At 70.8% G+C, this 20,469-nt stretch carries 21 protein-coding genes; 11 read left to right on the plus strand and 10 right to left on the minus strand.

Features of this window, described 5'->3' with window-relative positions:
• Positions 1–73: 73 nt before the first annotated feature.
• The 5 genes from ACLIBK_RS10465 (at position 74) to ACLIBK_RS10485 (ending at position 4,810) form a co-directional block, all read left to right on the plus strand.
• Positions 74–853 (plus strand): ABC transporter ATP-binding protein, encoded by a 780-nt coding sequence (locus tag ACLIBK_RS10465; protein WP_415387194.1) that lies wholly within the window; start codon positions 74–76, stop codon positions 851–853.
• Positions 846–1,592, plus strand: a complete 747-nt coding sequence (locus tag ACLIBK_RS10470) for an ABC transporter ATP-binding protein (protein WP_415387195.1) — start codon at positions 846–848, stop codon at positions 1,590–1,592. Before ACLIBK_RS10465 ends, ACLIBK_RS10470 begins: the two co-directional genes overlap by 8 nt.
• Before the next feature lie 23 nt (positions 1,593–1,615).
• Entirely contained in the window at positions 1,616–2,860 is a 1,245-nt protein-coding gene (locus tag ACLIBK_RS10475) for an ABC transporter substrate-binding protein (protein ID WP_415387196.1), read from the plus strand.
• 100 nt (positions 2,861–2,960) lie between these two features.
• The gene (locus ACLIBK_RS10480; protein WP_415387245.1) at positions 2,961–3,818 is read left to right on the plus strand and encodes a branched-chain amino acid ABC transporter permease; all 858 of its coding nucleotides are present in this window, start codon (positions 2,961–2,963) and stop codon (positions 3,816–3,818) included.
• Positions 3,819–3,823: 5 nt separating this feature from the next.
• Positions 3,824–4,810 (plus strand): branched-chain amino acid ABC transporter permease, encoded by a 987-nt coding sequence (locus ACLIBK_RS10485; RefSeq protein WP_415387197.1) that lies wholly within the window; start codon positions 3,824–3,826, stop codon positions 4,808–4,810.
• A gap of 27 nt (positions 4,811–4,837) precedes the next feature.
• On the opposite strand, the gene ACLIBK_RS10490 is transcribed toward ACLIBK_RS10485, so the two are convergent.
• On the minus strand, positions 4,838–5,557 hold the full coding sequence (locus tag ACLIBK_RS10490) for a DUF72 domain-containing protein (protein ID WP_415387198.1): 720 nt from the start codon (positions 5,555–5,557) through the stop codon (positions 4,838–4,840).
• A gap of 199 nt (positions 5,558–5,756) precedes the next feature.
• Between ACLIBK_RS10490 and ACLIBK_RS10495 the strand changes: the two genes are divergently transcribed.
• From ACLIBK_RS10495 to ACLIBK_RS10515, 5 genes are all read left to right on the plus strand, one after another.
• Positions 5,757–6,515, plus strand: a complete 759-nt coding sequence (locus ACLIBK_RS10495) for a transglycosylase SLT domain-containing protein (RefSeq protein ID WP_415387199.1) — start codon at positions 5,757–5,759, stop codon at positions 6,513–6,515.
• A gap of 74 nt (positions 6,516–6,589) precedes the next feature.
• Complete coding sequence (locus tag ACLIBK_RS10500; protein WP_415387200.1) at positions 6,590–7,129, plus strand: hypothetical protein; 540 nt, start codon at positions 6,590–6,592, stop codon at positions 7,127–7,129.
• Positions 7,126–7,638: a hypothetical protein gene (locus ACLIBK_RS10505; protein WP_415387201.1), complete on the plus strand. Its 513-nt coding sequence runs from the start codon at positions 7,126–7,128 to the stop codon at positions 7,636–7,638. The genes ACLIBK_RS10500 and ACLIBK_RS10505 overlap by 4 nt, the downstream gene beginning before the upstream one ends.
• A 163-nt stretch (positions 7,639–7,801) precedes the next feature.
• A complete protein-coding gene (locus ACLIBK_RS10510) occupies positions 7,802–8,383 on the plus strand; it encodes a sigma-70 family RNA polymerase sigma factor (protein WP_415387202.1) in 582 nt (193 codons plus the stop codon).
• Positions 8,380–9,021, plus strand: a complete 642-nt coding sequence (locus tag ACLIBK_RS10515) for a ChrR family anti-sigma-E factor (protein WP_415387203.1) — start codon at positions 8,380–8,382, stop codon at positions 9,019–9,021. Before ACLIBK_RS10510 ends, ACLIBK_RS10515 begins: the two co-directional genes overlap by 4 nt.
• A gap of 23 nt (positions 9,022–9,044) precedes the next feature.
• Here ACLIBK_RS10515 and ACLIBK_RS10520 read toward each other — a convergent pair whose 3' ends face one another.
• From ACLIBK_RS10520 to upp, 6 genes are all read right to left on the minus strand, one after another.
• Complete coding sequence (locus ACLIBK_RS10520; RefSeq protein WP_415387204.1) at positions 9,045–10,565, minus strand: glycerol-3-phosphate dehydrogenase; 1,521 nt, start codon at positions 10,563–10,565, stop codon at positions 9,045–9,047.
• Positions 10,566–10,782: 217 nt separating this feature from the next.
• Entirely contained in the window at positions 10,783–11,862 is a 1,080-nt protein-coding gene (locus tag ACLIBK_RS10525) for a TonB family protein (RefSeq protein ID WP_415387205.1), read from the minus strand.
• A 513-nt stretch (positions 11,863–12,375) separates the two neighbouring features.
• Entirely contained in the window at positions 12,376–13,371 is a 996-nt protein-coding gene (galE, locus tag ACLIBK_RS10530; RefSeq protein WP_415387206.1) for a UDP-glucose 4-epimerase GalE, read from the minus strand.
• A gap of 513 nt (positions 13,372–13,884) precedes the next feature.
• Positions 13,885–14,322, minus strand: coding sequence for a helix-turn-helix domain-containing protein (locus ACLIBK_RS10535; RefSeq protein ID WP_415387207.1), 438 nt, complete (start codon positions 14,320–14,322; stop codon positions 13,885–13,887).
• Between the two features lie 34 nt (positions 14,323–14,356).
• Complete coding sequence (locus tag ACLIBK_RS10540) at positions 14,357–15,073, minus strand: ribonuclease activity regulator RraA (protein ID WP_415387208.1); 717 nt, start codon at positions 15,071–15,073, stop codon at positions 14,357–14,359.
• A 35-nt stretch (positions 15,074–15,108) separates the two neighbouring features.
• A complete protein-coding gene (gene upp / locus ACLIBK_RS10545; RefSeq protein ID WP_415387209.1) occupies positions 15,109–15,756 on the minus strand; it encodes a uracil phosphoribosyltransferase in 648 nt (215 codons plus the stop codon).
• Between the two features lie 155 nt (positions 15,757–15,911).
• Between upp and ACLIBK_RS10550 the strand changes: the two genes are divergently transcribed.
• Complete coding sequence (locus tag ACLIBK_RS10550; protein ID WP_415387210.1) at positions 15,912–17,309, plus strand: leucyl aminopeptidase family protein; 1,398 nt, start codon at positions 15,912–15,914, stop codon at positions 17,307–17,309.
• 44 nt (positions 17,310–17,353) lie between these two features.
• Here the strand turns inward: ACLIBK_RS10550 and ACLIBK_RS10555 are convergent, their stop codons facing one another.
• From ACLIBK_RS10555 to ACLIBK_RS10565, 3 genes are read right to left on the minus strand one after another with little or no spacing between them, the layout of a single operon-like run.
• Complete coding sequence (locus ACLIBK_RS10555) at positions 17,354–18,388, minus strand: PDR/VanB family oxidoreductase (RefSeq protein WP_415387211.1); 1,035 nt, start codon at positions 18,386–18,388, stop codon at positions 17,354–17,356.
• A gap of 30 nt (positions 18,389–18,418) precedes the next feature.
• Positions 18,419–19,147, minus strand: coding sequence for a GntR family transcriptional regulator (locus tag ACLIBK_RS10560; protein WP_415387212.1), 729 nt, complete (start codon positions 19,145–19,147; stop codon positions 18,419–18,421).
• Between the two features lies 1 nt (position 19,148).
• Positions 19,149–20,216: a Rieske 2Fe-2S domain-containing protein gene (locus ACLIBK_RS10565; protein ID WP_415387213.1), complete on the minus strand. Its 1,068-nt coding sequence runs from the start codon at positions 20,214–20,216 to the stop codon at positions 19,149–19,151.
• Positions 20,217–20,469 lie beyond the last annotated feature (253 nt).

A 20,469-nucleotide genomic window follows, 5' to 3' on the forward strand; every position in this document is an offset into this window, starting at 1 on the left:
GCGATTTCCGCCTCCTGCGGGCAACGTCGCACCCATCGCGCCGCCAAGCGCGCGTCGGGGGAGCGAGAGCGGAGTGCCGCAGGAATACGTCCTGGAGACCGAAGGCCTGACCAAGGAATTCCTCGGCTTTGCCGCGGTGTCCGACGTCAACCTGCGGGTGGCCCGCGGCAGCATCCACGGTCTGATCGGCCCCAATGGCGCCGGCAAGACCACCTGCTTCAACCTGCTGACCAAGTTCCTGCAACCCTCGCGCGGGTCCATCCGCTACGACGGCCGCGACATCACGCGGATGAAGCCGGCCGAGGTCGCGCGGCTCGGGCTGGTGCGGTCCTTCCAGATCTCCGCGGTGTTCCCGCATCTCAGCGTGCTGGAAAACGTGCGCCTGGCGCTGCAGCGGCAGCGCGGCGGGTCCTTCGACTTCTGGCGCAGCGAATCCGTGCTGACGCAGTTCGACGCCCGTGCCCGGGAACTGCTGGAGGAGGTCGGGCTGGGGGGCGCCGCTTCTGCCACCGCCGGCTCGCTCTCCTATGGCCGCAAGCGGGCGCTGGAAATCGCCACCACCCTGGCGCTGGACCCGGCGGTGATGCTGCTGGACGAGCCGACCGCCGGCATGACGCACGAGGATGTGGACCGCATCGTCGCCCTGGTGAAGCGCGTGGCGCAGGGGCGAACGGTGCTGATGGTGGAACACAACCTCAAGGTGGTGGAAGGCCTGTGCGACCGCATCACCGTGCTGACCCGCGGCCGCATCCTGGCCGAGGGCCCCTATGCCGAGGTGTCCCGCAACCCCGAGGTCGTGGCCGCCTATCTCGGCAGCGATCCCACCATCGCCGGGGGCACCGCGCATGGCTGAGGCGATGACCGCGCCATCCCCGGCCGCGGCGGGGAGCACCGCGCCGATGCTGCAGGTGCAGGACCTGCAGGCCTGGTACGGCGAAAGCCACGTGCTGCACGGCGTGTCGCTGGACATCCGCCCCGGCGAGGTGGTGACGCTGCTGGGCCGCAATGGCGCGGGCAAGACCTCCACGCTGCGCGCGATCATGGGGCTGGTCGGCCGCCGCACCGGCTCGGTGCGCTTCGAGGGCAAGGAAACGATCCGCTCCCGCCCCGACGAGATCGGCCGCGCCGGCATCGCCTATTGCCCCGAGGAGCGCGGCATCTTCGCCAGCCTCGACGTGACCGAGAACCTGCGCCTGCCGCCGATCGTGCGGCCCGGCGGGCTGGACATCGCCACCATCCACGCGCTGTTCCCCAACCTGAAGGAACGCGCCAACAGCCCGGGCACCAAGCTGTCGGGCGGCGAGCAGCAGATGCTGGCCATCGCGCGCATCCTGCGCACCGGCGCGCCGCTGCTGCTGCTGGACGAGCCGACGGAAGGGCTGGCCCCCGTGATCGTGCAGCAGATCGGCGCCACGATCCGCGAGATCAAGAAACGCGGCTTCACCGTGCTGCTGGTGGAGCAGAACTTCCGCTTCGCCCAGACCGTGGCGGACCGGCACTACGTGATGGAACACGGCCGCGTGGTGGACACGCTGGGCCGCGACGAGCTCGCCGGCAGCACCGACCGGCTGCACGCCTATCTCGGCGTCTGACAGAAACCAGGGAGAACGGAACCATGTCGCTCAACCGTCGCACGCTGCTCGGCGCCGCTGCCCTGCCGGCCCTCGCGGGCCTGCCCTCCGTCATCCCTGCGCGCGGGGCGCGGGCGCAGGGGGCGACCACGCTGAAGATCGGCGTGCTGAACGACATGTCCGGCGTATACCGCGACGTGTCCGGCCCCACCGCCGTGGCCTGCGTGCGGCAGGCCATCCAGGACAGCGGCATCGCCGCCAAGGGCGTCAACGTCGAGGTCGTCTTCGGCGACCACCAGAACAAGCCCGACGTGGGCTCCAACATCGCCCGCCAATGGTATGACCGCGACGGCGTGGACGCCATCGTGGACGTGCCCAACAGCGCCGTGGCGCTGGCCGTGGCCGGCATCACGCGCGAGAAGAACAAGGCCTACTTCAACTCCACCGGCGGCACCACCGACCTGACGGGTTCCCAGTGCTCGCCCAACACGGTGCACTGGACCTACGACACCTATATGCTGGCCAAGTCCACCGGCGGCGCCATGGTGAAGACCGGTGGCGACACCTGGTACTTCATCACCGCGGACTATGCCTTCGGCGCCGACCTGGAGCGCAACACCACCGCCTTCGTGCAGGCCGCGGGGGGACGCGTGCTGGGCACCAGCAAGCACCCGCTTCAGAGCACCGACTTCTCCTCCTTCCTGTTGCAGGCGCAGCAGAGCCGCGCCAAGGTGGTGGGGCTGGCCAATGCCGGCACCGACACCATCAACGCGGTGAAGCAGGCGGCCGAGTTCGGCATCACCCGCCGCGCCAAGCTGGCGGTGCTGCTGATGTTCATCAACGACGTCCATGGCCTGGGCCTGCAGACCGCGCAGGGGCTGGTCTGCACGGAAAGCTTCTACTGGGACCTCAACGACCGCACCCGCGCCTTCACCAACCGGGTGAAGGGTAGCCTCGGCGGCAACATGCCGGCGATGTCGCATGCCGGCTGCTACGCCTCCGTGCTGCACTACCTGAAGGCGGCGGCCGACATGGGCGCCGCGGCGGCCAAGGCCTCGGGCACCGAGGCGGTGGCGCGCATGAAGGCGATGCCCACGGACGACGACTGCTTCGGCGCTGGCAGCATCCGCGCCGATGGCCGCAAGCTGCACCCGGCCTACCTGTTCGAGGTGAAGGCACCGGCCGAGAGCAAGGCGCCCTGGGACTACTACAAGCTGCTGCAAACCACCCCGGCCGAGGAAGCCTTCCGCCCGGTGTCCGAAGGCGGCTGTTCCCTGATCCGTTCCTGATCCACCACTGATCCGGGCGGGGCGGGGCCGAAGCGCGCTCCGCCCCTGCCTGTTCGTCGAGGAGTTCGCGCCGGTGGAAGAGCTGTTGTTCCGGCTGGAGATGGGCCTGCCCCAGGTCGTGCTGGGCCTGGTGAACGGCGCCTTCTACGCGATGCTGTCGCTGGGGCTGGCGGTGATCTTCGGCCTGCTCAACGTCATCAACTTCGCCCACGGCGCGCAGTTCATGATGGGGGCCTTCGTGGCCTGGATGCTGCTGGCCTGGGGCGGGATCGGCTACTGGCCGGCGCTGGTGCTGGCGCCGCTGATCGTGGGCTTCACCGGCATCCTGATGGAGCGTTTCCTGATCCGCCGGCTCCAGGGGCTGGACCACCTCTACGGGCTGCTGCTGACCTTCGGCCTGGCCCTGGTGATCGAGGGGCTGTTCCGCCGGCAGTTCGGCTCCTCCGGCCTGCCCTACGCGCCGCCGGCCGAGCTGACCGGCGCGCCGGTGGACCTGGGCTTCATGTTCCTGCCGAAATACCGGCTCTGGGTGGTGGCAGCGGCGCTGATCGTGTCGCTGGCCACCTGGCTGGTGATCGAGAAGACCCGCCTGGGCGCCACGCTGCGCGCGGCCACCGAGAACGCGCCGTTGGTGCAGGCCTTCGGCGTCAACGTGCCGCGCATGGTGACGCTGACCTATGCCGCGGGGGTAGCGTTGGCGGCGCTGGCCGGGGTGCTGGCGGCGCCGATCTATTCGGTGAACCCGCAGATGGGTTCCAACCTGATCATCACCGTTTTCGCCGTGGTGGTGATCGGGGGGATGGGGTCCATCCTGGGCTCTGTGGTGACCGGCTTCGCGCTGGGGCTGGTGGAAGGACTGACCAAGGTCTTCTACCCCGAGGCCGCGGCCACCGTGATCTTCGTCATCATGGCGATCGTGCTTCTGGCGCGCCCCGCCGGCCTGTTCGGGAAGGCCTGACGCCGATGTCCGCCCATGCCGAGAGCCTGCCCGTGCAAGCCCCCGCCGAGCCGCAGGGATTGTTCGGCTTCACCCGCGCGCAGCTGGTGGCGCTGGTGCTGATGGTCGCGGCGATCGTGGCCGCGCCCTACTTCCTCTATCCCGTTTTCCTGATGAACGTGCTGTGCTTCGCGCTGTTCGCCTGCGCCTTCAACCTGCTGATCGGCTATGTCGGGCTGCTCTCCTTCGGGCACGCCGCCTTCTTCGGCATGGGGGGCTACATCGCCGCCCATGCCGCCAAGGTCTGGGGGCTGTCGCCGGAACTGTCGATCCTGGGCGGGGCCGCGGTGGGGGCGGTGTTGGGGCTGGTGATCGGGCTGCTGGCGATCCGCCGGCAGGGCATCTACTTCGCCATGATCACCCTGGCGCTGGCGCAGATGGTCTACTTCGTCTGCCTGCAGGCGCCGTTCACCCATGGCGAGGACGGCATCCAGGCCGTGCCGCGCGGCGTGCTGTTCGGCGTGGTGGACCTGCGGCCGGACTTCACCCTGTACTGGGTGGTGGCGGCGATTTTCCTGCTGGGCTTCCTGCTGATCCAGCGCGTGGTGCATTCGCCCTTCGGCCAAGTGATGAAGGCGATCCGTGAGAACGAGCCGCGCGCGACCTCGCTGGGCTACCGCACCGACGACTACAAGCTGGTGGCTTTCGTGCTTTCCGCCGCGCTGGCCGCGGTGGCCGGCGGCACCAAGGCCATCGTGTTCGGCATCGCCACGCTGACGGACGTGCACTGGTCCATGAGCGGCGAGGTGGTGCTGATGACCCTGCTGGGCGGCATGGGCACGCTGTTCGGCCCCGTGGTGGGGGCGGCTGTCGTGGTGGCCATGCAGAACTACCTCGCCCAGCTCGGGGACTGGGTCACGGTGATCCAGGGGGCGATCTTCGTGGTCTGCGTGCTGGCCTTTCGCGCCGGCATCGTGGGCGAGCTGGCCAAGGCACTGCGCGTCCGGCTGTGAACCGCGCGGGGCCGGCAGCGCCCCGCGTCAGAGCCGGTCCAGCAGGTCCAGCGCGTCGCGGGTGGCTTCGCCCAGCGCGGTGTTGTCGAAGATGCACCAGGCGGTGCGCGTTTCGGCGGGCGTGGCGCGCAGCCGCTGTCCCACCGCGGCGACCGCCTCCGATCCGTAGGGCGAGTGGTAGATTTCCGGCGAGCCGTGCAGGCGCCAATAGGCCAGCCCTGGCCAGCCACCCGGCTCGGCCGCGCGCGGCACCACCGCCGGGTCGGCGGCGACGCGGGCGACGCGAAAGCCCGCGAGCTGCGCGTCCACGCCATCGGTGAACCAGGTGGCGTGGCGCGGTTCGCACACCACCTCGCCGCCGAACTGCGCCCGCAGCGTCGTGAAGAAGCCTTCGGCCAGGGCGGCCTCGTAGCGCAGGCTCGGCGGCAGTTGCACGAGCAGCGGGCCGAGGCTGCTGCCGAGCGAGGTCACCTCGCCCAGGAAGCGCCGGAGCGGTTCCTCCGCCTCGCGCAGTCGGCGGTCATGCATGATCTCCCGCGGCAGCTTGGCCGCGAAGCGGAAGCCGGGCGGCACGCTGGCCGCCCAGCGCGCGTAAGTGGCGGGGCGGTGCGGGCGGTAGAAGGAGGAGTTGATCTCCACCGCGGGAAAACGGCCCGCGTAGCGCTCCAGGTGGCTGCCCTCGGCCGGGAAGCTGTCGCCGTGCTGCCGGGGAATGCTCCAGCCGGCCGTTCCGATGCGGAATTCCACTGCCGTTCCTGCCCTCCGCGACGCGTTCCGCCGCGGTGTTCGGCCAGGGCAGGGCCGGACGCAAGCGCCAGCGGCCCGCCCTGCGAACCGCCTGCCGCATGGGACGGTGAGGGGCCAGCCTTCCCGTCCGTTGCGGCCGGGGCGGGCAGCCGATCTGCCAGGCGTTGACCTGCGGCGCGTCCCCGGTGAAGTCCTCCGCATGCCGCGCCTTTCCGCCAGCCTCATCCTCGGCGCTTCCCTGGCGATCCTGCCGGCCGGGATCGCCCCGGCGCAGCAGCCCGCGCCGGCATCGGACTGGACGCTGTGCCGCAGCGCCATCGCGGCGCTGGAACCGGGCTCCGGCCTGCCGCCCGGGCTGCTCGGCGCCATCGGCCTGGTGGAGAGCGGCCGGCAGGACCCGCGCACCGGCCGTCCGGAACCCTGGCCCTGGTCCTACAACGTGGAGGGCGTGAGCCACGCCCCCGCCACCAAGGCGGCCGCGGTGGCGGAAGTCTCGGCGCTGCTGGCGCGCGGGACGCGCTCGGTGGATGTGGGCTGCATGCAGGTGAACCTGCTGCACCACCCCGACGCCTTCGCCACGCTGGACCAGGCCTTCGACCCGCAAGCCAACCTGCGCTACGCGATCCGCTTCCTGCTGCAGCTTCGCGCCCGCACCAATGACTGGGGCGACGCGGTGGCGCGCTACCATTCCGGCGAGGCCGAGCGCGGTTCGGCCTATAGCCGCCGGGTGGCGCTGGCGCAGCTCGGCGCCGGCTGGGGCCGCGGCGGGGCGGTGCCCTTGCCGCCCGGCGCCGCGGCGGGCCTTTGTGCCCCGGGGCTGAACCCCACCCTGCTGCTCGGCGGGGCGCGGGAAGCGCGGCGCTTCATGCAGCCCGGCCAGGCGCGACGGGCCCGCCCCTTGCCCATGGCGTCCACCCGGCCCCGCCTGGTCTGCCTGCGCTCGGCATGGGCACGGTAACGCCTGCGGCATAATGCCCGTCGTGCGGGGAGCGGTGGTTGCCCCGGCAAACCGGGCCGGGCATGGAGGTGCGTATGAAGCGTGCAACCTCCGGGATTCTCGCCCGCCCGTTGCGGCTCGCCGCGGTCCTGCTGCTCGTCGGTCCCCTCGGAGCCTGCGCGGCGTTCCAGGGCGAAGCCTCCGCCGACCTCGCGGGGATCGGCGGCGCGGCGGTGGCCGATGCGGTGGGGGCCGGGGCCGGGGTCACCACGGGGATCGGCTTCGGCGTGCGCGCCGCCACGCGGGCCGGGCTGCAATACGCTCAGCGCCGGGTGCATGGAGCGGCGCAGAACCGCATCGCTGCAGCGGCTGGCGACCTGCCGGTGGGCGGCATCGCGCCGTGGAACACCGACCACGCTGTGCCCCTGGAGCCGGAGGAGCGCGGCCGGGTCACCGTCAGCCGGATCATCTCGGCCGGCACGCTGTCCTGCAAGGAAGTCGTCTTTTCCGTGGAAGCGGAAGAGCGCGGCCAGCCCAGGCAGTCCTTCTTCACCGCCATCCTGTGCCGGGACGGGGCGGAATGGCGCTGGGCCTCGGCCGAGCCGGCAACGGAGCGCTGGGGCAACCTGCAGTGACGCGCCGCGCCGCCCGCCATGCCGGAAGGGCTGCCGGCCTGGCCCTGCTGGCCCTGGCGCTTCCGGGCTGCGGCGCCATCGCCGACGTCACGGGGGCGGCGGCCGGCATCGCGGCGGGCACGGCATCAGCCAATCCCGCGGTGGGCTATGCCGTGGGGCTGGGCGTGCGCGCCGCGACCGACGAGGTGGTGCGGGTCGTTGTCCGCCGGCGCCAGCGCGCGGAACAGGACGAGGTGGCGGCCGCTATCGGCGCGGCGGGCCTGGGCGAAACGCGGCGCTGGCGGGTCGAGCACGACATCCCGATCGGCAATGGTGGCGGCGAGGTTCGCGTGCTGCGCGTGATCACCACCCCGCTCGCGGCCTGCAAGGAAGCCGCCTTCTCCGTCGAGGAGGAAGAGAACGGTGCGACGCAGCGGAGCTGGTTCGTGACCACGGCCTGCGAGCAGAACGGCACCTGGACCTGGGCGGCGGCGGAACCGGCGGTTACCCGCTGGGGTAACCTCCAATAACCGCGACGGTCCGGGGAACTTCGGAACGGCGCGGTAGGCCTCCGCGGCCAGGTCACGCCTGCCGTCGGCCCGCATTCCATGAAGGGCTTCCGGGACGCCGCCCGAGGGCTGCGTCGGCGCGGGCCTTCGGCACAGGCATCCCCGCCTGCCACCGGCCCATTCCGTGACGCGCAGCGATCCGGGGGGGCGGCCGCCACCCTCGGAGGAGGAGCTCGCTCGCCAGATACGCTCGGTTGCCGAGCGACGTGACCGCGATGCTTTCCGGACGCTGTTCTCGCATTACGGCCCGCGGCTGCGGACCTACTTCTTCCGCCTGGGAGCACCGGCCGCGGTGGCGGATGACCTCGTCCAGGACACCATGCTGGCGGTGTGGCGGAAGGCCGAACAGTTCGACCCGCGCCGGGGCAATGCCGGGGCCTGGGTCTTCACCATCGCCCGCAACGCCCGGATCACCGGGGTGCGGCAGGACCAGCGCATCGCCGCCCTGGAAGGGAATTACGGCTTGGACACGGAGGAACCGCGGGAGCCGGAGGAGCTTCTGCTGCAGGACGAGCGAGTCGCCCGCTTGCATCGCGTGCTCGGCGATCTGTCGCAGGAACAGAACAACCTGCTGAAACTGGCATTTTTCCAAGATAAATCGCACACTGAGATCATGCGAGACCAGGGCATGCCGCTCGGCACCGTGAAGTCGCATCTCCGGCGGTTGCTGCAACGGATGCGCGCTGCCCTGGAGCGGAACGAATGACCGGCGCGCCGGTGCGGCACCACCCGAGCGATGCGACCCTGCTGGCGCATGCCGCCGGCCAGCTGGCGCAGGCGCATCGCTTCGTGGTGGCGGCCCATCTTCTCGGCTGCGCCACCTGCCGCGGCATGGTGCGCCGGGCCGAGCAGGCCGCGGGCCAGATGCTGGAAGACCTGCCGGCGGAGCCGCTGCCCGACGACGTCCTGGCCCGCACGCTGGCGCGGCTGGACGAGCCCGCGCCCGCTGCGCCGGACCGGGCGCCCTGGATGGCCGAGCCCGACCTGCCCGCCGTGCTGGGCGGCTTCGCGGCACGGCCGCTGGGCTGGCTGGGCGTCGGGATCCGCCACGAGGAACTCCTGCGCAGCGAAGGCGTCTCCCTGCACCTGCTGCGGGTCCGGCCCAACACCGCGCTGCCGCAGCACCTGCATCACGGCCTGGAGCTGACCTGCGTGTTGGAAGGCAGCTTCCACGACGAGCGGGGTTCCTACGGCCCTGGCGACCTGGCCGAGGCGGATGATCACGGACCGCACCGGCCCGTCGCCGCGGAGGGCGGCGACTGCCTTTGCCTGATGGCGGTGTCCGGCCGGCTGCGGTTCACGGGCGCGCTCGCCCGCATCCTGCAACCCGTGCTGCCCTTCTAGCAGGGTGAGACCGCGCCCGCGGCTCAGCCCATCCAGGCCGTGAAGGCGTCGCGCTCGGCCGGGCTCATGTGCAGGCCGCGCCGGGTTCGACGTTCCAGCACGTCCGCGGCGGTGCGCGCCCATTCCGTGCGGCGCAGGAACTCCGCCTCGCGCTCGTAGAGCCCGCCGCCGAAGAACCGGCCGAGATCCGCCATGTCGCGCGCGCCCTCCAGCAATTCCTCCGCGCGCGTGCCGTAGGCGCGCACGTAGCTCCGCGCCACCGCGGCTTCCAGCCAGGGCCGGTCCGCGAGCAATTGCTTCAGGTAGGCCGCCGGATCGGCGCCGGGCATGGCGCCGCCGGGCAGCGGCGCATGTGCCGTCCAGGCCGGGCCGGGCCGCTTCGGCAGGTGCGGCGCCAGCTTCTCCAGCGCGTGCTCCGCCAGCTTGCGATAGGTGGTGATCTTGCCGCCGAACACCGACAGCAGCGGCGCCCGGCCTTCGCCCGCTTCCACGTCGAACACGTAGTCGCGCGTCACGGCCGAGGCGCTCTTGCCGCTGTTGTCGTCGAACAGCGGGCGCACGCCGGAAAAGCTGTGCTGCACATCGGCGGGCGAAAGCTTGGGATGCAGGTAGCGGTTCACGGCGGCCAGCAGGTAGTCCCGCTCCGCCTCGTCGATGGCCACGGCCGCGGGGTCGCCGTCATAGGGCGTGTCCGTGGTGCCGATCAGCGCCAGGTCGTCCTCGAAGGGGATCACGAAGATCACGCGCTTGTCGGTGTTCTGCAGCAGGTAGGCCTGCGGGCCGTCCCAGAACTTTCGCACCACGAGGTGGCTGCCCTTCACCAGCCGCACCCGCGCCGGCGTGTTGCTGCCGGCGACGCCGCGCAGCACGCGTTCCACCCAGGGGCCGGCGGCATTGACCAGGGCGCGCGCGCGGACCTCGCGCGTGCCGCCCTCCTCCGTGCGCAGCGTGGCATGCCACAGCTCGCCGTCGCGCCGGGCGCTCACCACCGCCGTGCGCACCAGCACCTCCGCGCCGCGGTTCTGCGCGTCCAGCGCGTTGAGCACCACCAGCCGCGAATCCTCCACCCAGCAATCCGAGTATTCGAAGGCGGCGGTGAAGGCAGGGTCCACCGGCGCGCCTTCCGGCACGCGGCGCAGGTTCAGGCGGCGCGTGCCCGGCAGCACTTGGCGGCGGCCGAGATGGTCGTACAGGAACAGGCCGAGCCGGATCATCCAGGCCGGCCGCTGTTCGGGGCTGTGCGGCAGCACGAAGCGCATCGGCCACACGATGTGGGGTGCGGCGCGCAACAGCACCTCGCGCTCGATCAGCGCTTCGCGGACCAGCCGGAACTCGAAATATTCCAGGTAGCGCAGCCCGCCATGGATCAGCTTGCTGGAACGGGAGGAGGTGCCGCCACCGAGATCCGCCTGCTCGCACAGCAGCACGGACAGGCCGCGTCCGGTTGCGTCGCGCGCGATGCCGGTGCCGTTGATGCCGCCGCCCACCACCAGCAGGTCGAGCGGTTCCTCGGCTGAGCGGGACGCAAGCCCGGGGGCGCTCACGCTGCGCAGGTCCCGCGGCTGCGGGAAAAGGGAGTTCGCGAACCACTCCTGGCTGCCGGAACGGGGATGGTGAACTCCGCGGAAAAAAGAACCGGCCCCAAGTCACTCACCCTTTGTTGCTGTCACGGTGGCTGTGCGGACGAAGAAGCGCCGAGCGTGCCAGGGGCAGGTTTCGGTGCAAAGCCGCGCGCAGCCTGTATGTGGATCGTTCCGTCGCTCAGCGTATGAGGATGTAGTTCATCGTGAAGTAGAGGATGATGCTCTCGTCCGGTATGCCGGGCGGGAAGGGCGGGAGCCTTTGCCCGCGGAACAGGGCTTGAAGTCCGATATCCAGCCACCGCGAGCCTGAGGTGGTCTGAAGTTCCACCGACTCCACCTGTCCGTCCCGCCGCACCACCATGCGAACCACAGCCGGACCATCCTCATCAGCGCGCCGCGCCGCTTCGGGATAGTATTTGCGCGCGTTCACCCAGGCCGCGAGTGCACCGCGCCAGTCGGCGCCCAACTCGCTCCCCCGGATACGCACCTGCGAGGTCATCGCGTTGGCGGCGGCGCGCGGTGCGCTCGGCGGCGGGATATTGGCACCCAGGGCGAGGTCGATCGAGCCGCGCGACGGGCTGGCTCGCCGCGGGCTGGGTTGGGCCAGGGTGATGGGCGGGCCGCGGCTCAGGTCCAGCGTTCCGGCGAAGGGGGAGGGCGCCGGCCGCGGTGCCGGGCGCGGCGGTTGCGCCGGCTGCGGCGGAGTGGGGGCGGGCGGCGGCGGAAGCGGCAGCTCCGCGCTGGCCATGGGCGTTGGATCGGGTGGCCGGGGCAGTTCGGCGGTGGCTTGCGGCACAGGCGGTGGCAGCGGACGCGGTGTGGCGGGCGGCGCGGCCACCGGTGGTGGCGGCAGGTCGGCCATGGGCGGTGGCCGGTCGAGCGGCAGGGCTGGCAAGGGGAGCGGCATGCTGGGCAGCGGCGGCAGCGGCAAGCCGCCCGGCAGGGTGGGAAGGGCCTCGGCCACGGATGGCGGCGGTCCCGGGATGTCCGGCGGGTCCGACAGGGGCGGCGACGCCGCGGGTGCGTCCGGCAGTGCGGGCGCGGCCAGGTCGGCGCGGCTGTCAGGTGCCGCCGTCCGGTCGGCGCCGATGCCTTCGAAGATCACGGGAATGGAGGAACTGGGCAGGGGCTCGGGCGGCGGTTCGCGCCCTGGCAGGAACAGCAGCAAGGCCGCCAGCAGCGCGTGCAGCACCAGGGAGCCCAGCGCGCCCGCGCGCAGCAGTTCCCGCCGGCGCGACGAGGGGGGCGGGCTGGGCACGCGAGGAACAGGGCCCGGGAAGCTCAGGCTCTGCGTGTTCAAGTTTCGGCCGCTTCGGGAATAGGATGGGTCCCTTTCGCATCCCAGGCCCGCGCCTCTGGGCGAGCCATCCGCCCTGCCGCATGGGGCCAGCGCAGCTACGGCCGAACATAGGCATCCAGGGTTTCGCACGGAATGGCGGCGTCCGGTATGCCCGGACCTGGGGGGCCTGCAACGCCGTTGCCGCGGTTCCTGCCTCTTATGAGCGGAAGTCGGGAGCCTCGATCCGGAACGTGAAGGGCCGCGCTATGCCCTGCAAGGAGAGGGGCAATTTCGGGGCTGCATGACCCCGGCACCGGCGAGCGGGACGTGTGGACCCGGAGGGTACAAGCCCGACGCAGCGCGATGGAAACCGGTCAGGGGGGAGTGAACGGGGGGATGTCAGGGCTGATCGCTGCGGCCGGACGGAACGCGGCTCGCACCGCTAGCTGGCCCGGGCCGGACGCCGCGTGGCATCCGGCCCGGAGAAGCACGTCAGGCCGCTGTTTCCAGCGCGGGGATCATCAGCTTGCGCTCCCAGGCCAGGGCGGAGCGGATAATGCCGTCCAGATCCTGGCGCACCGGCTTCCAGCCCAGGACTTCCTTGATGCGGTCGGCCTGGGCAATCAGCGCCGGCGGATCGCCGGCACGGCGGGCCGTGTAGCGGACGGGCAGGGGCGACCCCGTCACCCGCTCCACCGCCGAGAGCACCTCGCGCACCGACAGCCCGCGGCCATAGCCGCAGTTCAGCGTCAGGCTGCCGCCCCCTGACAGGAGGTGGCGCAGCGCGGCGACATGGGCGTCCGCGAGGTCGGACACGTGGATGTAGTCGCGCAGGCCGGTGCCGTCCGGGGTCGGGTAGTCGTTGCCGTAGACTTCCACCACGTTCCGCCGGCCCAGGGCCGCCTCACAGGCGACCTTGAGCAGGTGGGTGGCACGAAGCGTCCGCTGGCCCGCCCGTCCGGCCGGATCGGCGCCGGCCACGTTGAAGTAGCGCAGCACCACCGTGTTCAGCCCATGTGCCGCACCGGCCTCACCCAGCATGCGCTCGGACGCGAGCTTGGAGGAGCCATAGGGGTTGATGGGCTGGCAGGGGGCGGTTTCCGCCACGGGGATGCTGTCGGGAATGCCGTAGACCGCCGCGGTGGAGGAGAACACGAGGCGCGACACGCCTACGGCCGTGCAGGCGGACACCAGCGACAGCGTTCCGCCGAGGTTGTTGCGCCAATAATGCAGCGGCTGCTCAACGCTTTCCGGCACCACCAGCGAGGCGGCGAAATGCATCACCGCGCTGATCCGGTAGGTTCGCAGGGTTTCCGCCACCCGCGCCGTGTCGAGCACGGAGGCCTTCACCAGCGGCACACCATCCGGCACGGAAGCGGCGAAGCCGGTGGAAAGATCGTCCAGCACCACGACGCCAAAGCCGGCCTCCCGCAACGCGAGAACGGCATGGCTGCCGATGTAGCCAGCTCCTCCCGTCACCAGCACCATGGGTTTCAGGCCGGGGTGCTCCGTCGCAACGGAAGCGATGAAGGAATCTGGCGAAGGGCCGGTGATTGGCTGAAGCAGAATAGGTCCCTCCTGTGTCTCGCGGCACGAGGCAACGGGCCAGCGACATACCCTGGGTGTACCACGACAAATATCGTGCACCAGTTGAATGGGATGTTCACCAACATCAAAGCCTCGTGGGGGAAACGCAGAAACGAGGCCGGAGTTAGTTTGCAAATTTGCAAGAGAAGTGCAGAGTTGCGACAGTTCCGTAAGTCCCAGGCATCGCAGGAATTGGATTGTGGCGACATTGAGGCCGGCACGTCATTTCCGTATTACGCGCCGATATTTCCATTGAGAATTACAACCATTGCGCGAGAAATGAATAAACGGATTAGATAAATCTTCCATCATGTCGCTACGGCCCGAAGGCTCGCCAGCACCGCCGCCGCGCCACGTCGGACTGACACCGCGAGAACAGGGTGCGTGGCCGACGCTGCCGGCGTCGATGCCACGTCACGCTTTGGCAGATGCGGCCTTTCGCCGCACCGGCCGCTTCGGTTCCACTGGTGGATCGGGCTCCGGTCCCGCCATCTTCTGGGCCACCCGCAACAAGGCTGCCTTGGAAGCATGGTCCAGCCGCCCGTAGGCGCGCAACAGCGCTTCCTGATCGCCCGAGAGCAGCCCGAAATTGCCCTGTTCTTCTTCCAGCAGTTCCGGCGGCGGCGGCACGTCGGGGTCCAGGCCGACCAGGTAGGAGATGGAGCATTCCAGCACCTCCGCTAGCTTGCGCAGCGCGGTGCCGCGCGGGCTGGGCGCACGGCCGGACAGGATCTTCTCGATGGCGTCCGGCGGCAGCGTCGCCTTCTTCGCGGCCGCCGCCGGCGTCAGGGAAAGCCGCTCCAGCCGGGCCTCGATTCGCTCCGCCATCGGCGAGATTTCGGGCTCCGCCATGCCGATCGCGGCCTTTCCCCCCGCCCGGTTCGCCTCAGCCCTGGATCGGGTTCTCGCGCGCCCAGGCGTCGTAGCGGGCCTTGTTCTCGGCGTTGGGCGGGTAGAGGCCGGGCAGGGCGGCACCCTTGTCCACCTCGGACATGATCCAGCCTTCCAGCCGTTCCTGCTCGGCGGAAGCGGACACCACGGCTTCCAGCAGGTTCTGCGGGATCAGCACGGCGCCGTCCTCGTCCACCACCACCACATCGTCGGGAAACACCGCGACGCCGCCGCAGCCGATCGGCTGCTGCCAGTCCACGAAGGTCAGCCCGGCCACGGAAGGCGGCGCCGCGGCGCCCTGGCACCACACCGGCAAACCGGTGCCCAGCACCCCCGCCACGTCGCGCACCACGCCGTCGGTGATCAGGGCGGCGACGCCGCGCCTGGCCATGCGGGCGCAGAGGATGTCGCCGAAAATGCCGGCATCGGTCACGCCCATGGCGTCCACCACGGCGATGCAGCCCGCCGGCATATCCTCGATCGCGGCGCGGGTGGATTTGGGCGAGGACCAGGATTCCGGCGTGGCGAGGTCTTCCCGCGCCGGCACGAAACGCAGAGTGAAGGCCCGGCCCACCAAGCGCGGCTGGCCGGGGCGCAGCGGCCTGGTGCCGCGCATCCACACATTGCGCAGCCCCTTCTTGAGCAGCACCGTGGTCAGCGTCGCCGTGGAGATGCCGGACAGGATGGCGGTGGTCCGCGGGTCGAGGGTCATGGTTCTTCAGGGCTCCGGGGAGAAGGGGCGGCGCGCTACTTCGTGCCGAACAGCCGGTCGCCGGCATCGCCGAGGCCGGGGCGGATATAAGCGTGGCTGTCCAGCTCGCGGTCCACGCCGGCGCAGAAGATTGGCACATCCGGATGCGCCTCGGTCAGCACGCGCAGCCCTTCCGGGGCGGCGATCAGGCAGGCGAAGCTGATCTGCTGCGCGCCGGCCTGCTTGATGCGTGACACCGCAGCGGCGGCGGAATGGCCGGTGGCCAGCATCGGGTCCACGGCGATCACCAGCCGCTCGCCCACATCCTCCGGCAGCTTCAGGTAGTACTGCACCGGCTCCAGCGTTTGCGGGTCGCGGTACAGGCCGATATGCCCGACGCGGGCGGAGGGCACGAGGTCCAGCATCCCGTCCAGGATGCCGTTGCCGGCGCGCAGGATGGACACGAAGCACAGCTTCTTGCCCGACAGCAGGGGCGCTTCCATCCGTTCCAGCGGCGTCTCGATCTCCACCGTTTCCAGCGGCAGGTCGCGGGTGACCTCGTAGGCCATCAGCAGGCTGATCTCGCGCGCCAGCCGCCGGAACTCGCCCGTGGCGGTGTCCTTGCGGCGCAGCAGCGTCAGCTTGTGCTGCACCAGCGGGTGGCGAAGCACGGTGACGTTGGGCCCGTGTTCGGCGGTCGACATGGCGGCACGTCCCTTCCCCAGAACTGTCCCCCCGCATCTGCCCCAGCCGCGCGCCCTGCGCCAGGGGCGCGGCCCGGTTCCGCCCGGCGTACGGCTTGACGCCCGCGGGTCGGAGGATTGTTCTCGCCGCTATCCCTTCCCGCAGGAGAGTTGCCGTGACGCTCGGGTTGATCGATGCCGGCGAGGCCGCGACCGCGGTCCCGCTCCACCTCGTGTCCAAGGCGTCGCTGCCGGGCTGGCTCGCCGGTCGCCCCGCCGCCGAGCAGTCCTTCGTCGCCGCGATGGGCTTCGAGGGCGCCGCGGGAGCCACCCTGTTCATCCCCGGCGAGGCGGGGCTCGGGCAGGTCGTGCTCGGCCAAGGCGAGCCCCTGCTGTCGGAAGCCGAGCGCGACCTGTGGTGCCTGGGCGCCCTGCCGAACAGCCTGCCGGCGGGCGACTACCGCCTGGCAGAGCAGCCCGGGGCGGAAGCCGCGACGCTGATGGCGCTGGGCTGGGCGCTCGGCGCCTATGCCTTCGAGCGCTACAAGCCGCGCAAGCGCGCCCCCGCCCGGCTGGTCTGGCCGGAGGCTGCGGACCGCGCGCGGGTGGAGCGGGAAGCGGCCGGCATCGTGCTGGCGCGGAACCTGATCAACACCGCGGCCGGCGACCTCGGCCCGGCCGAGCTGGCCGAGGCGGCGGCTGCCCTGGCGCGCGAGCACGATGCGGTCTGCGCGATCACGGTGGGTGAGGAACTGCTGGCCGCGAACTATCCCATGATCCACGCGGTCGGCCGGGCCGCGGCGCAGGAACCCCGGCTGGTGGACATCACCTGGAACCCGGGCGGCCGGCGTCGGGTGACGCTGGTGGGCAAGGGGGTGTGCTTCGACACCGGCGGGCTGGACCTCAAGCCCGCGGGTGGCATGCTGCTGATGAAGAAGGACATGGGTGGCGCGGCCAACGTGCTGGGCCTGGCACACATGATCATGGCGGCGAAGCTGGACGTGCGGTTGCGCGTGCTGGTCCCCGCGGTGGAGAACGCGGTGTCCGCCCGGTCCTTCCACCCGCTGGACGTGTTGCAAACGCGCAAGGGCATCACGGTGGAGGTCGGCAACACCGATGCCGAGGGGCGGCTGATCCTGGCCGATGCGCTGGTGGAGGCGGATTCCGAGAAGCCGGACCTGCTGATCGACATGTCCACCCTGACCGGCGCGGCGCGGGTGGCGCTGGGGCCGGAACTGCCGGCGCTGTTCACCCGGCACGACGACCTCGCGCAGCAGTTGGAAGCACAGTCGCGCCGGGTGGCGGACCCGCTCTGGCGCCTGCCGCTCTGGCCGCACTACCGCAAGCAGATCGACAGCAAGGTGGCCACCATCTCCTCCACGGGGACCACCGCCTTCAACGGCGCCACCACTGCCGCGCTGTTCCTGGCCGAGTTCGTGTCGCCCGATACGCGTTGGGCGCATCTGGACTTCTCGGCCTGGAATTTCGGCAGCCGTCCCGGCCGCGCCGAGGGCGGCGAAGCCATGGCCATCCGCGCCCTGTTCGGTGCGATCGAGGAGTTGGCGGCCGGCTGAACCCGGGCAGGGCGGGACGGAGCGCCGCGCTCCGTCCCGTCGCGCTACTCCGCGGCCGGGATCGCCGAGGGCCAGAGTGCCGACTTGCCCGGCTGCAGCCCGGCATCGCCGCGAAAGGCCGGGTCCACCGTGATGGAGCCGCCGGCCACGCGCGACACGCAGGCGCAGACCTTGCGGTTTTCCTCGTGCTCGTGGTCGGAGAAGAACACGTCGCGGTGGTCCATCGTGCCCTCCACCGCCAGCACGTCCATGGCGCAAAGGCCGCATTCGCCGCGCCGGCAGTCGTAGAGCACGCCCACGCCCGCTGCTTCCAGCGCGTCCAGCATGGAGGTGTTGGCGGGCACCTGCACTTCCACCCCCAGGCGCGGCACGCGCACGGTGAAGGGCTCGGAGGCGAAGCGACCGGAAGAGCCGAAGGTCTCGAACACCAGCTTGGCGCGCGGGCGGCCCGTGGCGGCCCAGGCGCGCTTCACCGCTTCCAGCAGGCCGAGCGGGCCGCAGACATAGACTTCGGCATCCGGGGCGAGGCGGGCGAACTCCGCCGCGAGGTCCATCCGCACCCCCTGGTCATCCGGGAACACGGCCAGCCGGTCGCCCAGCTCGACTTCCAGCTCCCCAAGATAGGCCATCTCCTCCCGCGTCCGGCCGCCATAGAGCATGCGGAACTTCGCGCCGCGGCGCAGCAGGGCAGTGGCCATGCCGCGGATCGGGGTGATGCCGATGCCGCCGGCGATCAGCAGGTATTCCGACGCGTCGCGCGACAGCTGGAAGAAGCTGTCCGGGGGGGCCAGCTCGATCCGCGCGCCCTCGGGCAGCGACCACATGTAGCGCGAGCCCCCACGCCCGGGATCCTCGCGCTTCACGGCGATTCGGTAGCAGCCGTCCATCGGCTGCTCGCCCACGAGGGAATAGCGCCGCAGGTCCTGCTTGCCGTCCACGATCACCCGCAGCACCACGTGTGCGCCGGTGGGGTAGGGGGAAGCGCCGCCTTCCGGGGCCAGGGTGAACTCGCGGATGCCGGGCGTCAGGTCGCGCACCCTGCGCAGGATCGCCTGGGTCCACTGGTTGTCGAAGCGCATGGTTTTCCTCCCGGATCGCTCGGGCGTGAGTCAGGCCCGCAGCCGGCGCTGGATCAGTGCGCCGCCGCGGACGAGGTGAAGCGTGTGCTGGTTGCGCAGCGCCAGGGCCAGGTTGCGGTGCGCCAGGCGGGCGTGCTCGCGCATCAGGGCCTCTGCCCGCGTACCCTCGCGCAGGGTGATGGCCTCCACCACGCCGCGGTGCTGTTCCTGCGCCATGGTGAGGATGACGCGGGCTTCCGGCAGCACGCCCTGCGCCATCACGAAGCCGCTGGGCGAGGCGAAGGGCAGGGCCACGACCTGCTCGACCTTGCGGGCCAGCACCGGGCTCTCGGCCAGTTCCAGCAGCACGGCGTGGAACTGCTCGTTCAGTTCCACGTAGCCGGCGAAATCGGCTTCCGTCATCCGCTCCCGCCCGATCGCGGCGTCGATGCGGCCCAGCAGGTCGCGCAGGTGTCCCAGGCCTTGCACCGACGCACCCCGCTCCGCCGCGAAGCGCGCGGCGAGGCCTTCCAGCGTGCCGCGCACCTCGATGGCGTCGCGGATTTCCCGTTCGGAAAAGGCCTTGACCGTGAAGCCGCCGGAGGGGATCGGCTCCAGCAGCCCTTCCTCGGCCAGCCGGGCCAGCGCTGCCCGTACCGGCGTGCGGGACGCGCTGAGCCGGTCGGCCACGGTGTTCTCGGACAGGCGCTCGCCGGGCGAGAGCTCACCCTCGAGGATGAGCTCCCGCAGCCGCAGCAGGGCGGTGACGGTTTGCGACATGCTACTCCGCGGCGACGCGGAACGGCGCCTTGCCGGCCTGCTCGGCGTCGATCATGCGGTCGATCACCCGCCGCGCCCACATCGCCCCCGCGTCGATGTTCAGGTTGTAGAAGACGTGGTCGGGATGGTCGTCGATGGCGCGCTGCTGCGCTTCCACCAGCACCTCGTCCTCATGGAAGACCTTGGTGATGGCGTCGCGGATGTCGGTGGTCACGCGCTGCTCGTCGATGCGGTAGTCGCGGACATTGGCCCAGAAGTAGTGGCAGGTCTTGTCGGTGGCGGGCGTGATGGTGTTGATCACGATCATGCTGACGCCCTGCGACCGGTCGCCCTGCGGCGCGCCGGTGCCGGTGGGCGCCACGCCCACGTCGATGGCCACCGTGCAGGGTGCCTCGAAGCGGATGATCTGCCAGCGGTCGACATTGCCGGGCTTGCGCAGCTGCGCCTTCCAGAAAGGCGGCGGCTCGATGTCGATCATCCAGCGCGTGACGGTGGCGGTCTTCTCACCGTGCGACACGTCGAAGGGCGCCTCGGCCACCGCGTCGTTGCCGATGCTGCTGCCGTGGATAAAGGTCTCGTGCGTCAGGTCCATCAGGTTGTCCACCACCAGCCGGTAGTCGCAGGCCGCGTGGATCACCTTGCCGTCGCCGGCCCAGTCCGGGTGCTTGTTCCAGCGCAGGTCGGGCACCAGCGCGGGATCGGCGAGCGCCGGGTCGCCCGGCCAGATCCACACGAAGCGATGCGCTTCCACCACGGGGAAGGAGCGGACATTGGCCGAGGGGTTGATGGTTTCCTGCGAGGGCATGAAGGTGCAGCGGCCGCGGCTGTTGAAACGCAGGCCGTGATAGGCGCACTGGATCTCGTCGCCTTTCAGCTTGCCCATGGAGAGCGGCACGAGGCGGTGCCAACAGGCATCCTCCAGCGCCACGACCTGATCGTCCTGGGTCCGGTACAGCACCAGCTTCTTGTTGCAGATGGTGCGGGGCAGCAGCTCCCGCTTCACTTCCGCATCCCAGGCGGCGGCGTACCAGGCGTTGAGCGGAAAGGTCGGGCGGGTGCTGGTGGCCATGGGCGGGGTTCCCTCGGACGTTCGTGTCGCGTCCTGTATACAGGTGGCGTACAGACTTGTATATGTTAGCCGACCCTGGTGCTTGCCAAGGGGGGCGGTGTAGAGCGCAGCAAGGGTGGCGGACCACGCCGCGCCGAATCCGTAACGATGGGGATGCGTCCGTGTTGCCGAGCCGATCAGGCATCCTCGCCCGCCACAGCGCCGGACCCGCGCCCCAGGGGCCGGCCGCGGCCGCCCCGCAGAAACCCCACCG

It is taken from the genome of Roseomonas sp. BN140053 (assembly GCF_047690175.1).
Taxonomy (GTDB): domain Bacteria; phylum Pseudomonadota; class Alphaproteobacteria; order Acetobacterales; family Acetobacteraceae; genus Roseomonas.

Bases quoted from the DNA above. Each gene is read 5' to 3' on its own strand.
- ACLIBK_RS10470 (WP_415387195.1), top strand. From the start codon at position 846: ATGGCTGAGGCGATGACCGCGCCATCCCCGGCCGCGGCGGGGAGCACC.
- ACLIBK_RS10475 (WP_415387196.1), top strand. From the start codon at position 1,616: ATGTCGCTCAACCGTCGCACGCTGCTCGGCGCCGCTGCCCTGCCGGCC.
- ACLIBK_RS10480 (WP_415387245.1), top strand. From the start codon at position 2,961: ATGGGCCTGCCCCAGGTCGTGCTGGGCCTGGTGAACGGCGCCTTCTAC.
- ACLIBK_RS10485 (WP_415387197.1), top strand. From the start codon at position 3,824: ATGTCCGCCCATGCCGAGAGCCTGCCCGTGCAAGCCCCCGCCGAGCCG.
- ACLIBK_RS10495 (WP_415387199.1), top strand. From the start codon at position 5,757: ATGCCGCGCCTTTCCGCCAGCCTCATCCTCGGCGCTTCCCTGGCGATC.
- ACLIBK_RS10500 (WP_415387200.1), top strand. From the start codon at position 6,590: ATGAAGCGTGCAACCTCCGGGATTCTCGCCCGCCCGTTGCGGCTCGCC.
- ACLIBK_RS10515 (WP_415387203.1), top strand. From the start codon at position 8,380: ATGACCGGCGCGCCGGTGCGGCACCACCCGAGCGATGCGACCCTGCTG.
- galE (WP_415387206.1), bottom strand. From the start codon at position 13,371: ATGGTGCTGGTGACGGGAGGAGCTGGCTACATCGGCAGCCATGCCGTT.
- ACLIBK_RS10535 (WP_415387207.1), bottom strand. From the start codon at position 14,322: ATGGCGGAGCCCGAAATCTCGCCGATGGCGGAGCGAATCGAGGCCCGG.
- ACLIBK_RS10540 (WP_415387208.1), bottom strand. From the start codon at position 15,073: ATGACCCTCGACCCGCGGACCACCGCCATCCTGTCCGGCATCTCCACG.
- upp (WP_415387209.1), bottom strand. From the start codon at position 15,756: ATGTCGACCGCCGAACACGGGCCCAACGTCACCGTGCTTCGCCACCCG.
- ACLIBK_RS10555 (WP_415387211.1), bottom strand. From the start codon at position 18,388: ATGCGCTTCGACAACCAGTGGACCCAGGCGATCCTGCGCAGGGTGCGC.
- ACLIBK_RS10560 (WP_415387212.1), bottom strand. From the start codon at position 19,147: ATGTCGCAAACCGTCACCGCCCTGCTGCGGCTGCGGGAGCTCATCCTC.
- ACLIBK_RS10565 (WP_415387213.1), bottom strand. From the start codon at position 20,216: ATGGCCACCAGCACCCGCCCGACCTTTCCGCTCAACGCCTGGTACGCC.